Source organism: Candidatus Acidiferrales bacterium, assembly GCA_035934015.1.
Taxonomy (GTDB): Bacteria; Acidobacteriota; Terriglobia; order Acidiferrales; family UBA7541; genus DAHUXN01.
The window spans coordinates 50,778-64,599 of record DASYYH010000020.1 but is presented as its reverse complement, the minus strand read 5'-3'; the positions used below and the strand labels follow the sequence as shown (position 1 = coordinate 64,599).

At 57.5% G+C, this 13,822-nt stretch carries 12 protein-coding genes; 6 read left to right on the top strand and 6 right to left on the bottom strand.

The annotated features are described in order from the left end of the window. Window positions 1–77 precede the first annotated feature (77 nt). Genes VGR81_09895 through VGR81_09885 form a run of 3 tightly spaced genes read right to left on the bottom strand, consistent with a single transcriptional unit; the run spans window position 78 to window position 1,647 of the window. Window positions 78–557 (bottom strand): zinc ribbon domain-containing protein, encoded by a 480-nt coding sequence (locus VGR81_09895; protein HEV2289251.1) that lies wholly within the window; start codon window positions 555–557, stop codon window positions 78–80. Beyond that, window positions 554–1,045, bottom strand: coding sequence for a zf-HC2 domain-containing protein (locus VGR81_09890; protein HEV2289250.1), 492 nt, complete (start codon window positions 1,043–1,045; stop codon window positions 554–556). The genes VGR81_09895 and VGR81_09890 overlap by 4 nt, the downstream gene beginning before the upstream one ends. Next, a complete protein-coding gene (locus VGR81_09885) occupies window positions 1,042–1,647 on the bottom strand; it encodes a sigma-70 family RNA polymerase sigma factor (protein ID HEV2289249.1) in 606 nt (201 codons plus the stop codon). Before VGR81_09885 ends, VGR81_09890 begins: the two co-directional genes overlap by 4 nt. A 368-nt stretch (window positions 1,648–2,015) precedes the next feature. Between VGR81_09885 and VGR81_09880 the strand changes: the two genes are divergently transcribed. From VGR81_09880 to VGR81_09870, 3 genes are all read left to right on the top strand, one after another. Then, window positions 2,016–2,783 carry a hypothetical protein gene (locus VGR81_09880; GenBank protein HEV2289248.1) on the top strand — a complete coding sequence of 256 codons (768 nt, stop codon included), beginning with the start codon at window positions 2,016–2,018 and terminating at the stop codon, window positions 2,781–2,783. 87 nt (window positions 2,784–2,870) lie between these two features. Further along, entirely contained in the window at window positions 2,871–3,521 is a 651-nt protein-coding gene (locus VGR81_09875; protein HEV2289247.1) for a ribonuclease HI family protein, read from the top strand. Window positions 3,522–3,646: 125 nt separating this feature from the next. After that, complete coding sequence (locus tag VGR81_09870) at window positions 3,647–5,656, top strand: ATP-binding protein (protein ID HEV2289246.1); 2,010 nt, start codon at window positions 3,647–3,649, stop codon at window positions 5,654–5,656. A 94-nt stretch (window positions 5,657–5,750) separates the two neighbouring features. Here the strand turns inward: VGR81_09870 and mqnC are convergent, their stop codons facing one another. The 3 genes from mqnC to VGR81_09855 are packed head-to-tail and all read right to left on the bottom strand — an operon-like array spanning window position 5,751 to window position 8,494. Further along, complete coding sequence (gene mqnC / locus VGR81_09865) at window positions 5,751–6,785, bottom strand: cyclic dehypoxanthinyl futalosine synthase (protein HEV2289245.1); 1,035 nt, start codon at window positions 6,783–6,785, stop codon at window positions 5,751–5,753. Window positions 6,786–6,813: 28 nt separating this feature from the next. Next, the gene (locus VGR81_09860; protein HEV2289244.1) at window positions 6,814–7,566 is read right to left on the bottom strand and encodes an MOSC domain-containing protein; all 753 of its coding nucleotides are present in this window, start codon (window positions 7,564–7,566) and stop codon (window positions 6,814–6,816) included. Between the two features lie 4 nt (window positions 7,567–7,570). Then, the gene (locus VGR81_09855) at window positions 7,571–8,494 is read right to left on the bottom strand and encodes a menaquinone biosynthesis protein (protein ID HEV2289243.1); all 924 of its coding nucleotides are present in this window, start codon (window positions 8,492–8,494) and stop codon (window positions 7,571–7,573) included. Window positions 8,495–8,648: 154 nt separating this feature from the next. Here VGR81_09855 and VGR81_09850 point away from each other — a divergent pair, with 154 nt between their 5' ends. The 3 genes from VGR81_09850 to dprA all read left to right on the top strand — a co-directional run bounded on the left by VGR81_09850 (window position 8,649) and on the right by dprA (window position 13,801). After that, window positions 8,649–9,929 carry an amidohydrolase family protein gene (locus VGR81_09850; protein ID HEV2289242.1) on the top strand — a complete coding sequence of 427 codons (1,281 nt, stop codon included), beginning with the start codon at window positions 8,649–8,651 and terminating at the stop codon, window positions 9,927–9,929. Between the two features lie 123 nt (window positions 9,930–10,052). Next, the gene (locus VGR81_09845) at window positions 10,053–12,518 is read left to right on the top strand and encodes a zinc-dependent metalloprotease (protein ID HEV2289241.1); all 2,466 of its coding nucleotides are present in this window, start codon (window positions 10,053–10,055) and stop codon (window positions 12,516–12,518) included. Window positions 12,519–12,673: 155 nt separating this feature from the next. Then, window positions 12,674–13,801 (top strand): DNA-processing protein DprA, encoded by a 1,128-nt coding sequence (gene dprA, locus VGR81_09840; GenBank protein ID HEV2289240.1) that lies wholly within the window; start codon window positions 12,674–12,676, stop codon window positions 13,799–13,801. The last annotated feature ends 21 nt before the right edge of the window (window positions 13,802–13,822 follow it).

Below are 13,822 nucleotides of genomic sequence, written 5' to 3'. Positions count from 1 at the left end.
GGGATTGTAATGGCGCGCGAGATTGAATCCCAGCCGGTTTCGCAGAAGCCCTTGAAATGGAGCTTCGAGAATTTCGATCAAGCCTTGCCAGGGAGTTTTGTGCCGCAGTGGGCGCAATTGCTCCAGCTGCGCTCGACGCTCTTGCCGCATTGCGGGCAACAGGGGCGGAGAGCCTGTCCGCAGTTGGGGCAAAACGTGAATTTCCCGAGAACCGCGGTATGGCAGCTCTGGCATTCGATCGGGAGCGGATCGCGCAGAATAAAATAAAGGATGACACCGATAAAGTTGGTAACGAAAATCGCCAGAAGCGTCCACATCACGTAGCGCATGCCGCGGCGCTTCGCGTCGCCATACACATAGCCCCACAGCGGAATCAGAATGAAGAAGAACAGCGGGATCAGGAAAATGAAGGCAAGCTGTCCCTCCAGGGGCCACTGCGACATTCCATGGTCGGTCGGAACGAGAAACCAGGCCAGGGTGGCGATTCCCACATAAAAAAAGCCTGCGATGATCCATGCGGCGCGTGGGATTACGCAGAGTTCTTTGCGGAAGCTCATGCGAGTCTCCTTTCGCGGTCACGGCGCATGGCCAGAAGAATCGCCGCAGCGGCGCCCGCTATCCAGCAAAATGCCGTGAAGACGGCGAAATTCTTCCAGCCCTGCTCGAAGCCAAATCCCAGCAGGCTGAGCCATCCGTGGCCCAGAAGTTGAGCCAGCGGCCAACTGAGCGCTACAAAAATCCAGGAAAACACGATGGTCAGTGCAAGCACCTTGCGCTGCGAGCGGCGGTCTGATTCTTCCACGAAGCGCATTTGCGCAAGCGCGATCGTTCGAGCGACAAGCGCCGCTGGTGCTTGTGGAGTGGCGATGCGGCGAAGCCCGCTCTCAAGTGCCTGCCAGGAAGCGAGCGCCAGAGCGCAAGCCAAACAGGAGCGCAGATGAGCTGCCACGCGTTGGTCTTCCTTTGCGTCGAGCCCACCTGCTGCCGCGAGCGACAGCAGCTCGCGAATTTCGTCGTGTTCGACCATTTTCTTCTCTTCGTTCATTGCCACTCGGCTCCAGGGAAACGTGCTTCGAGCCCTTGACGGAGGCTCTCAAGACCGCGGCGCAGGCGGCTTTTCACCGTCGAGATGGGCGCATTCAAGACTTCGGCGATTTCCTCGAGCTTCATTTCTTCTTCGAATCGCAGCGCCAGAACTTCCCGGTACATCACAGGCAGAGCGTCCATAGCCTCGGCAATCTGCTGCATGCGTTCGCGCGCGATCACGACTTCGAGCGCCGGGGGATCGGAGACTCGCAACGAAGCCGGTGTTGAATAATCCTTTTCTTCGCGTTCGTCGAGGCTTTCGGGACGCACGCGCCGGAGATAATCGATGGCCAAATTGCGCGCCAAAGTAAACAGCCACGCTTCGAAGCTTCTGTGTGGATCGAAGTGGCGGATTTGCGTGGCGACGCGCAGCCAGGTTTGCTGGAAAAGATCTTCGGCTTCGGCAGGCTGGCGCACGATGCGCAGCAGATAACGATACAGGCGGTGCTGGTAGCGCGTCACGAGTTCCGCGAGCGCATCCAGGTCTCCGCGTCGAAGTCTGGAAACCTCGGCTTCGAGACCCACGAGCACCTCCATCGAAAGTGCCGCCTCAGCCATCATATCCGAGATACGTTTGAGGCGGGAAAAAGGACGCACAGGAAACGAACGAAGAAACTGAGGCGAGGAAGCGCGCCGTTTTCGAGACGGATGAGGATGGATGCGTCGATCCTTCAAAGCCGGAATCGTGCGAAGGAACATATCGCGGACTGGACGCGATGGGGCTTTTCTGGTTGATGAGGTCCGAGCGTGACGCTGATGATGCGCGCCGCAGGCAGGCGACATTTCGTAAGGAAGGGACTGAGCCGGATCGCGTGACATTTTCGGTGGACGCGAATGGCCGTGCGGTTGCGTTCCTTGAAAAAACCCTCTGACGCGAGACGGGAAGTAACGGCGAGTGCAAGCTGTCCGCTGTGCTAAGATGAAGCGTGGTGAGAGCAATCCTCAAGGAACTCCTGGGACTTCAGGACGTCGACAAGCGGTTGAACGCGGTCCGTGACCAGCTGGCCACATTCCCGAAACGGCTGGGCAGCGTGGATGCACGCCTGGCGGCCGGCAAAGCGGAGTTGGAAAAAAACAAAGAGTCGCATACGACGGCACTCAAGGAACGCAAGAAGTACGAGCTGGACGTGGAGCAGTGGAAAGAGAGAGTCCGCAAGTACAAAGACCAGGCCTTTCAGGTTAAAACCAACGAAGCATACAAGACGCTTCAGCATGAAATCGAAATGGCGGAAGCGGAAATTGCCAAGGCCGAGGACCGTTTGCTGGAAGAAATGGTCTCCAGCGAGCAATATGACCGCCAGGTGAAAGCGGCGGAGAAATCGTTCAAGCAGATCGAAGAACAGATGCGCGCCGAGCGGGCGCAAATCGAAAGCGAAAAAGTCGCTGCAGAAAAAGTACGCGCAGCCGTGGAAGCGGAACGCGCGAAGATCGTTGCAACGATTCCCGAAGAGATGATGGAGCACTACGAGCGCATCGCAAAAAGGCACGGCGGCGTGGCCGTGGCGGAAGTGCGCGGCGAAGCGTGCTCGGCCTGCGGGGCGCGAATTCGGCCGCATGTGTTTCAGATTCTCAGCCGCGACGACAACCAGCAGGAGCTGTATCACTGCGAATTGTGCACGCGAATCCTTTATTACTTCGAACCGCCCGCTGCGCAGGCGGCAGCGCAAACCTCAGGCGCGCAATCCAGTGAGAGTTGAAGGGCAAGTTTGCAATAGAGGCGCGGTGATTTTGCTCCGAAGCTTCTTTTCTGATTTTGGCGGCGATCATTCTCGCGAAATCGCATAATGCGACACTCCTCAAAATCCTCTCCGCCATCGAACGCGCGGCTATTCGCGGATTCTCATGCGGACGCAGCGCCGGCGGGCGTGCACATCGCCGATATCGATGGGGCGTCGCGCGGGAACCCCGGCCCGGCGGCGTACGCGCTTGTGCTGCGCGGACCCAATGGAGATAAAATTTCCGAGCTGAGCAAGTACATCGGGCGCGAGACCAATAACGCAGCGGAGTACTACGCGTTGATTGCGGCGCTCGATTACGCAGCGGCGCATCAGATTCGCGCGCTGCGCGTGCGAAGCGATTCCGAATTGATCGTGCGGCAGATGCAAGGCCGCTACAAAGTGAAGAACGCGGAGCTCAAATCGCTCCACGAGCGAGCGCAGAAGCTTTCGCGGGCGCTGGATTATTTCGTGATCGAGCATGTGGCGAGGGAAATGAACAGCGAAGCGGATGCGCTGGCAAACCTGGCGCTCGACCGCACGGGCAGCGTGAGCTACCGGGAACGGATGAACGCGAAAATGAGCAAGCAGGGCTCCAATGAAACATCTGAATCAGGGCGAGTCACCGCGCGCTTCAGCGGCGGGGTTTTCATTCCGGGCGAAGAAGTGCGGCTTCCGGAAGGCGCGACGGTAGAATTGAAATTCCGCATCTCCAAATAATTCAATCAGTTACCCAACAGTTGCTCTCATAAACAAAATCATCAAATAGTACCTTCGATGGATTGATGACTGCGTGATTGCATTGCTACGCTCGCTCAGCACAGAAGAAGAGCAAGCGGCGACCCATGGCCAATTTACTCCAAAAAATGCCGACGATTCTGGTTCTCGCGGTACTTGTGGGAACGTTCATTTCATTGCGAAAACATTCCCCGTCGGTGCGAACGAGGCTGTGGATCTTCGCCTGGACGCTGATCTTTCTGCATTTTTTCGTGCAGATTTTCGAAACGCATACGGGCTTCGTTGAGAACATCATTGAGTCGGTGGACCTGGCGGCGCTGGACCTCGCGGGCGTGATTTTTCTGGTTTCGCTGGCGCGTTCCGTGGACGACCATCTGCGCAGGAACATTCTGCTGGCGATTCTAGGGCCGGCGGCCACCTTTCATTCCTTTGCGATCACGTTTGGATGGCAGAACCGCTGGGCGCTTTCCGGCGCCCTGGCGATTTTCTTTTTCGGGATCGCAGGGTTCGCGCTGTTTGCCCATGAGAAGCGCTCGCGTTCGAATACGATTCTGGCGCTGCTCTTCATGGCGGTGGGAATCTACACCGTTCGCGCGCAATGGAAAGGGGATTTCAATCCGGGCGTGCATGCGATTCTGGCAATGACTTTCGGAGTTTGCGGTTTCCTCTACTGGATGCGATTTCCACGCCGGACGGCGGGCGTGATGACAGTTTCTGGCGGATTTTACGCATGGGGCGCGATCTTTCCCATCGGCGCGCTGGTGGACCAATTCTATCCGCATATGCAGGTGAATCAGGATCTTTGGAATGTTCCCAAGTTCATCGTGGCTCTTGGCATGATTCTCTCCGCTCTCGAAGAAAAATCGCGGATCGTGGAAGAAAATGGCGCGCGCGAGCATGCCGAAAATGCGCTGCTGACACGATTTTCACGGATTACTTCCCGGCTATTGAGCGGCGCGGATCCAGCGACGGTATGCAGCGAAGCCACGGATGCGCTCACGGAGACCGTGGGAGTGCGACGTGCGGCAGTAATCCTGGCGCACGAAGATGGTTTGCTGGTTCTCGCCGGATCGAGCGGATTTTCGCCAGCGGAGCAGGAGACTCTAGGGAGGCTGGCAGTCCATTGGAGCCCCGGGCGCGTCGGCGAACTCTGCGCGGCGGGGCAAAAGGTGGCGAGCAATTCGTTCCAATTGCCGCCGAACGCTTCCATTGTCAGCGATGGGCAGAGCGCGGCGAAATCATCCGATGGCTCGGAGATCGTCGTGCCGCTCGTGACGAGGCGAGGGACATGCCTCGGATGGATCGTGCTGCTGCCTATCGGTACCGACGGGCTGAATTCGTCCGAAGTCATGAAGGTGGAAATGCTGGCTGCGGACCTGGCTGTCACCATCGAGAATACGCGCCTGCATCATCAACTCGTAAGATCAGAAAAGCTGGCGGCGCTGGGGCAGCTTGTGGCAGGCGTGGCGCACGAATTGAACAATCCGCTGACCGGAATCATCGGGTATTCGGAATTGCTGGCGGAACAAGTAAAAGACGAAAATGCGTCACGGAAAGTCGCCAAACTCGGGAACGAAGCGCGAAGGATGCATCGAATCCTGAGCGGGCTATTACGTTTCGCGCGTCAGAACAATTCGACCGAGCGGGCTTCGAATTTTGAAGGGATTTTGCGCGACGTTCTGCAACTACGGGAATTCCACGTACGGAAACTGGGAATCGACGTGCAAACGGAAATCGATCCCATACTGCCGCCGCTATCCATCGGCGAAGACGAATTGAAACAAATTCTGCTGAATCTGCTGAATAACTCGTGCGACTCGCTCGAAGAAAGCCGGAAGCGAGTGATCCGCATTCACGCAAGCCGCCGCGACGGGCGGGTCATCTTCGGATTCGAGGACAGCGGACCAGGATTCCTGGATTTGAACCGCGCGTTCGATCCCTTTTACACAACGAAGCCCGTGGGCAAGGGGACCGGCCTGGGACTGAGCATTTGCTACGGCATCGTGCGCGAGTGCGGGGGAGATGTGCACCTGGCAAATCGCCAGCCCTATGGCGCGAGCGTGACCGTTGAAGTGCCGGTTGCGACCGGACACGGCATGATTCACACCACGAATTGAAAATCACTTTTCCGCCAGACAGAATCCACAACATTGATTCGGGAATGGAAGACGCGGTGATCCATCGACAGCAGATTTGACTGCGAAGAATCCGCTACTTGAGATAGTACGCGCGGTAGAGCGTGTCGCGCTGCGCGGGGATGAAGCCAGCATCGGAGATCACGCGGCGAAGCTCGGCTTCGTTGGTGCGATTGCGCACGCCGGCGGCATAAACGACATTTTCTTCAATCAAGATGCTGCCGACGTCGTCGGCGCCGAACTGCAAGCCAACCTGACAGACTTTAATTCCCGGCGTCAGCCAGCTCGACTGGATATGGTCGATATTGTCGAGATAAAGGCGGCTGATGGCGAGCGTTTTCAGATACTCGACAGCCGTCGCTTCCGGGACTTTCTTGCCGAGCGGGGTGTTTTCCGGCGCAAACATCCAGGGAATAAATGCGGTGAAGCCGCCGGTCTCTTCCTGAATACGGCGGACGCGCTCAAAATGATTGACGCGATGGCGATATTCCTCGCCGCAGCCGAACATCATCGTGGCAGTGGTGCGCATGCCGAGCGAATGAGCCGTGCGATGGACAATTTCCCATTCGTCAGCGGAGCATTTCAGCCGGGAGATACGCGACCGGATTTCATCGTCGAGAATTTCCGCGCCGCCGCCGGGAATCGAATCGAGCCCGGCATCGGCGAGACGCAGAATCGTGTCGCGAATCGAAAGGCCAGAGACTTCAGCGATGCAAGTGATTTCCGGCGCAGAAAAACAGTGCAGATGAATCTGCGGGTAGCGCTGCTTGATAGAACTGAGCAGATTTTCGAAATAGTCGATGCGCAAATCCGGATGCAGGCCGCCCTGCATCAATATGCCCGTGCCGCCGAGCTCGATGGTTTCTTCAATCTTCCGATAGATTTCTTCAAAAGGCAGGATGTAGCCGTCCTTCGCGCCAAGCGGGCGATAAAAGGCGCAGAAGGAGCAGTATTCGGTGCAGAAATTCGTGTAATTGATGTTGCGGTCGATCTGATACGTGGCGACGCGGGGATCGTTCTTCTTGCGGCGAACCTCGTTCGCGGCCATGCCGACGCCGACGAGGTCGTCGGAGTTGAAGAGTTCCAGCGCTTCCTGTTGGGTGATGCTCATAAACGAATTGGCTCCGCTTTCTCCTCAGTCACACCGCACAAACCGAATCACCGCGTCGGACGATTCCTTCGCGCACAACCGAAGCGTAAATGCCGCAGCAACTTGCGTGATTGTGCGTGACGGCTTCGAGCACTTTCGGGTTCGCTTCTGCCGTCGCGGGGTCAAGATTGATGATAACGCATCGCTGATCGTTTTTGACAACCGTGATGATCAGTTTTTCGCCGATGCGCAGTTTTGCGCCGACAAGTTCGTGCTCGTAGAACGGCTTGCGATTTTCCCAGCGGACGTAAAAATTGGCGCGAAATCGGCGATGATCCAGCAGAAAGCCCGCTTCGTCGGAGAGTTTGTCGACGCTATCGAGGCCAAGCAAGGAAACCGGGCATGCATCCTGCATGGCGCGCTCGGAAAAGCGCAGTTCAAGCGCGCGGCCAAAACGCTTTTCGAAATATGCCGTGAAGCCGGAATCTTGCAGAGAAAGCTTTTCGCCTTCGGGCGTGGTGACCTCGGCAAGGAAATCCCTGGGTGAGGGACGCTCTTGCTTTGGGTCGGGAGCAGTCAGGAAGCGCGGCTGAAAAAGAATCATTTCGCGCGCCAGTCTGCCGGTCATCCACGGAAGATTCGCCGGGCGGCTGGGATCGACGAAGGCGTAGGCGCGGTCACCGATGAGGCCGGGATACGTGACGAATACTTCGCCAATATCCTCGCCACGCATACCCTTAAAGGGATAGCGGCGAAGAATTTCCAGACTACCGAGCTTTGTGGAAGTTGCTTGGGAATCCAAAAAATCAGGCTCCCTGCCGGGCCGTGGATTGAGCCGGTAGGACCGTGGAACCTGAAGCAAATTCGAGCGGCCGGGCGCCAGGAATCAGACCGGCTGCGGCGCACTTCTCGTAGTACAAACGCAAGCCTTCGAGATTCGGCTCGTCGAGAGAAAAATCGATATTGTCGCGAAGATAGGTTTCCAGGGACTTCGACGGCAGATCGAGCTTGACGGAGGCAGCCTCGGCGATGTCTTCGATATGGGCAAGGCCGAATTGCTTCGACGCCTGGAAATCGGCGACGACTTCAGGCGTGAGCCTGTCGCGATGTCCGGCCCAGATAGCCAGAACGCACGGCTTGCCGGTCATTTGGCGCCACTGGTAGGCAACGTCATAGACGAACAGCGTGGGATAGCCAGGAACGGGCATGTCTTCGGGATCGCCCTGGCAGCATGCGCCCTCGCGAGGCTTCTTTTCCGCCAGATAATCGAGCTTCACGGCGATGCGAAGCGCCGGATCGCCGATTACGAGTGCGGCATCGGCTTCCGAAAGCATTGCGGAAGGATCCGGAGCGGCGTTGATGAATTCGGGCTGGATGCCCCATTCTTCGGCGGCGAGCAATCGGACGAGTGCGGCGGAACTGCGCGAGCTGGTATCCAGCGCGAGGCGCTTGACCATGTCAATTGGTTTCTTCGACACGACCAGGATACTGCGCACTTCGCCCTTGGCGGCGATAGCCATTCCCGGCAGAGCAACGAGGCCGTTGATCCTTTGGTATTCGATCGCAGGAATGATCGCGACATCCACGTCGCCGACGCGCAAGGACTCCGCGCACTGGGACGGCACCGTGAACGACAGGTTGTATTTGCCCGCGAGGGAGCCTTCTGTGAAGCCCCACACGAGCGGCGCGGTGTTCAAATACTCCACGATGGAGATTCGGAGTTTGCTCATGGGCATTTTGTGGAAGAGCCGAATTGCCAATATAGCACAAAGCGCGTATGCAGATTGAAACGGACGGGCGGCGCAGCATATGATGCCAGGAATGCATGCGATCCAACGAAGCGGCTCACGACAAGAAAACGGGAATGAGCCTGCTCAGAGGACGATGAGCGAAGCGTTGTTGAAGCGCGTAACCTGGCCGATGGTCTTCGTGGCGATTGCCGTCACGATGGTCCTCGCGATTCTCGTGGCCCGAAAGAGCTTCGCGCAGCCTCAGCAGGTTGGCAGCACAAACATCCCAATCGCGTTGGTGGGCGAGCGGATCTACATCTCGCCTCTTGTCGCACCGATCGAAAACGGCGTCATCCTGATTCGCGACGGGAAAATCGCTGCGGTCGGAAAGCACGCAAAAGCAGACGTGCCGGAAGGAACCGGAGAGCTGGATTGCCGGGGAATGTACGTCATGGCGGGATTTCAAAACAGCCATGTGCACTTCACGCAGCCAATATGGAATAACGCGGCGAAGCTGCCCGCCGCGCAACTGACGCAACTATTGGAAATGAATTTGGTCCGGTACGGATTTACGACCGTGGTGGATACCGGCTCGGACCTCGCCAACACGGAGGCAATTCGGAATCGAATCAATTCGGGAGAAGTTGCCGGACCGCGAATCCTGACTTCCGGCTCGCCGCTTTATCCTCCCAATGGCTTTCCTTACTATCTGAAAAATTCCATCCCCGAGGAGATCTGGAAACAACTGGCGCAGCCGAAGACGCCGGCGGAAGCGATCCGCATCGTGGATGAACGCATCGCTGATGGAGCCGACATCATCAAGCTATTTACGGGGTCGTGGGTGGCGAAAGGACAGGCCGTGACAATGCCTCTCGATGTGGCGGAGGCGGCCGTCGCGGAGGCGCACAAACACGGCAAGCTCGTCTGGGCTCATCCGTCGAATGTGGCGGGCTTCCAGATCGCGCTGCAAGCGCACGTGGATGTGCTGGCTCACGCGGTCGAGGATCTGCGCGGATGGAAGGAGTCGTACCTGAAGCGCATGAAGGACCAGGGCATGTGGATGATTCCCACGCTGGCCCTTTTCTCACATGATTCGAATATCGCGGACATCATGGAAGAAGTGGACGACTACGCCGACATGCACGGGCCCATTTTGTTCGGAACCGACGCGGGCTTCCTGCCGAGCTTCAATCCGACGGACGAATATCTCATTCTGCAGCGAGCCGGACTGACGCTTAACCAAATTCTGGATTCGCTGACGACTGCGCCGGCAAAGCGGTTGGACGAATCGGCCACACGCGGACAAATTCGGGTGGGGATGGAAGCAGACTTGGTCGTCCTGGGAAAGGATCCGCAGCAGGATATTTCCAATCTCGCCGATGTGACCTACACATTCCGCCAGGGGCGGATTGTCTATTCGGTTTCCAATCAATAACCATCGGCGCGCCGCCATCCGAACCGGCGAATTCCTTTTTGAAGAATCCGCAGAAACGTTCTTCCGAGCCACCCCGATTCTGATATAAAGACGAACGGCCAATTGTTTCAACGGAGGAGATTCATGAAACGCGCTCTCATTTTGTGTTCGCTATTTCTTTTCGTTTTTGCAATTCCCGCTGCCAAACGAAGCGCCGCACAAGGAGCACAAGAGAAGGCGCTGCCGAGCATTGAGGAAAAGACCGCCGGCATGGAGAAGATGCCGGGATTTTTTACGGACTACTGGGATGCACGCGCGGGGAAAATCTGGCTGCAAATCGACAAGTGGAATATGCAGTTTCTCTATGTGGAATCGTTGCCATATGGCGTGGGCTCAAACGACATCGGACTCGATCGCGGCCAACCCGGCGAAACGCAGGTCGTGCACTTCGAGCGCAGCGGGCCGCGCGTGCTGCTGGTGGCGGAGAATGAAGGCTATCGGGCCGTGACCGACGATGCGACTCAGCAACAGGCGGTCAAGGAGGCGTTCGCACAGTCGGTGCTATGGGGATTCGACGTGGCGGCCGAAGACGGCGATACGGTGCTGGTGGACGCGACGTCATTTTCCCTGCACGACGCGCATAACGTCGCTCTCAAACTACAGGCGATACATCAGGGTTCGTTTCACTTGGATCCGTCGCGTTGCGCGATCTATTTGCCGCGCACGAAAAGCTTTCCCGAAAACACGGACGTGGAGGCGACGCTGACTTTCACGAGCGAGAATCCGGGCCGCTGGGTGGATGAAGTCACGCCGGACCCAACTGCGGTTACGGTTCACGAGCATTTTTCCTTTGTGCAGGCGCCGCCGCCCGGATTCCACATGCGCGAATACGATCCAAGGTCGAGTTTCTTTGGCATCGAGTACATGGATTTTGCAACTCCGGTGGACCAATCGATTCAGAAGCGCTACATCGTGCACTGGCGAATCGAAAAGAAAGATCCGGCGGCGGCGATGAGCGAACCCGTGAAGCCGATTGTCTATTACGTCGACCGCGCGGTGCCGGAACCAATTCGCTCCGCGCTGATGGAAGGCGCGAGCTGGTGGAATCAAGCGTTTACCGCGGCGGGATTCATCAACGGATTTCAGGTGAAGTTGCTGCCGGAAGGCGTGGACCCGATGGATATCCGGTACAACGTGATTGAGTGGGTCCCGCGCAGAACCCGCGGATGGTCGTACGGAAGCGCAATCATTGATCCGCGGACGGGAGAAATCATCAACGGACACGTGAATCTGGATGCCCTGCGCATCCGGCAAGTGTTTTTGATTGCGCAGGGATTGCTCGACCCATTCGGAAACGATCCCGCGAAGTTGCGCGAAGCAAATGAAATGGCGCTGGCGAGGATTCGGCAACTGGCAGCGCACGAAACAGGCCACACAATCGGGCTGATGCACAATTTTGCAGGAAGCATCGTGAATCGAAGTTCAGTGATGGATTATCCCGCGCCGGTCATCACCGTTGGCGCGGATGGGATGCCGGATGTTTCTAACGCGTATGCTACGGGAATTGGTTCATGGGACAAAGTTTCGATTGACTATGGCTATCGCGAGTTCCCCCAAGGGGCGAACGAGAAGCAGGCGCTCAACAAGATCCTCGATGGCGCTTTTTCGCATGGGCAGATTTACATGACCGATCAGGATGCGCGGCCGCTCGGATCGGCGAGCCCTGTGGCGCATCTGTGGGACGTGGGGAGCAATGACCTCGACGGATTGAAGCAAGTAATGGCTGTTCGCGCGGCGGCGTTGAAGAATTTCTCGGAAAGTGCAATTCCGGAGAACGCGCCGATGGCGACACTGGAAGATGTGCTGGTTCCCATCTATCTCTATCACCGTTACCAGATCACAGCGGTGACGAAGATGATTGGCGGGCTCGATTATTCTTTTAATGTGCGCGGCGACATTCAGAAGGACGCTGAAATCGTGCCCGGCACGGAGCAGCGCGAAGCGATTCATGCCGTGCTCGACACATTGCAGCCGGACGTGCTGGCGCTGCCCGAGCGGATATTGAAGCTGATTCCGCCACGGCCACCCGAATTTCCGGACACTCAAGAGAATTTCGCGCGGCGCACGTCGCCAGCATTCGATTCGCTGGCGCCGGCTGAAGCGGCGGCAGAAATCAGCGCGAGCCTGCTGCTGGAGCCGAATCGCGCGGAGCGGATGATTGAATACCATGCCCGCGACGCGCAGTATCCGGGCTTCGCGGAGCTGGTGGACGATATGCTCGCGGCGACGTGGAAAGCCAAGCCTGAGGCAGGATATGGCGGCGCGATTCAGCAAACCGTTGATGCGGTTATGCTTGAATATTTGATGGCGCTGGCCAGTGATGAGAAAGCGGCCGCAGAGACGCGTGCGATTGCATCGCTCAAACTCGATGAACTAAAGGATTGGATTACAGCTCAGAGCAAAACAACGATGAATGAGAGTCGTCGCGCGCAATTGTTTTTCGCTGCGCAGGAGATCGAGCATTTCGAAAAGAATCCAGGCGGCGTGCATTTGACTCTTCCCGCGCCGCCACCAGCGGGAGATCCCATCGGCGACGACGGCTGGCAATAGATTTTTGAGGTAGCGAGGCGAGCGTAGGAAGCGGCGGAGTGCGTCCGGCTTGGATTCGCTCGGACGCAACCGGCTTCTCATAACCACTTTGCAAATCATCATCCTTGACAATAGCGCATAGCCGCGCCTAGGCTCACGCGTCGGCATTCGACCCCATGGAGCCCGGCCAATACTTGGGATGGTTGGCGCTCGCGCTCACCCCAGGATTGGGCGCGCGCATGGCAGGCAAACTCCTGCGTGCGTTCGGCAGCCCGGAGGCGATTTTCAATGCTTCACTGACCTCGCTCGAAGCGCAACAGTTGCCCGCGGCAGTGGCCCAGGCGATTCATTCGCGCCAGCCAATGAGCGCCGCAGCCAAGGAATTGGCACAGGCAGAAGCGGCGAAATGCCGCCTGGTTACTTGGGACGAGCCTTGCTATCCGCAACTGCTCAAAGAAATTTACGATCCACCGCCATTGCTCTATGTCAAAGGAAACGTTGAACTTCTAAATCGCCACGCCATCGCGATGGTGGGCACGCGACGTCCGACACCCTATGGGAATCAAATGGCGGAGAGGTTGGCGCGGGATCTGGCGGCGCGCGGGCTGGTGATTGTCAGCGGATTGGCCCGCGGAATTGACGCCTGCGCACACAGAGGAGCAATCAGTTCGGCTATCGGCGGGACGGTAGGGGTCCTCGGCTGCGGGATAGACGTTATCTATCCGAAAGAGAACCGAAAAATTTTTGCTGAAATAGAGGAGCGCGGGGTCATCATAACGGAGTTTCCTCTGGGGACGTTCCCTGCGCCCCAGAATTTCCCGATTCGAAACAGGATTATCGCGGGAATGGCGCGGGGAGTGGTTGTGGTCGAGGGCGCTCAGTATTCGGGGTCGCTGATCACGGCGCGGCTGGCGATGGAATCGGGACGCGAAGTCTTTGCAGTGCCGGGGAACGTGACGCAGCCCGTCAGCTTCGGGCCGAACCAATTGATCAAGCAGGGCGCGAAGCTGGTGACAAGCTGGGAAGATGTCATTGAAGAATTGCCGACACCGATTCGCGCGGAGCTGGTTCCCATTGAAACAACGGATAGCGCAGAGCGCGCATCATTGGCGGAACAGAACCTGGAGCCGGCTGAGAGGACACTTTATGCGATGCTAGAGGTCGATAGCGCTAGGCACGTGGATGATTTGGTAGAACACTCGGGGATGAGTTCGTCGGAAGTACTCTCGGCGCTCTTTGAGTTGGAGATGAAAGGGCTGGTGCAGCAATTGCCCGGCAAGCAGTTCTTGAAAGTGATGCTGTAAAGAAGAGCAGGAAGGAAAAAC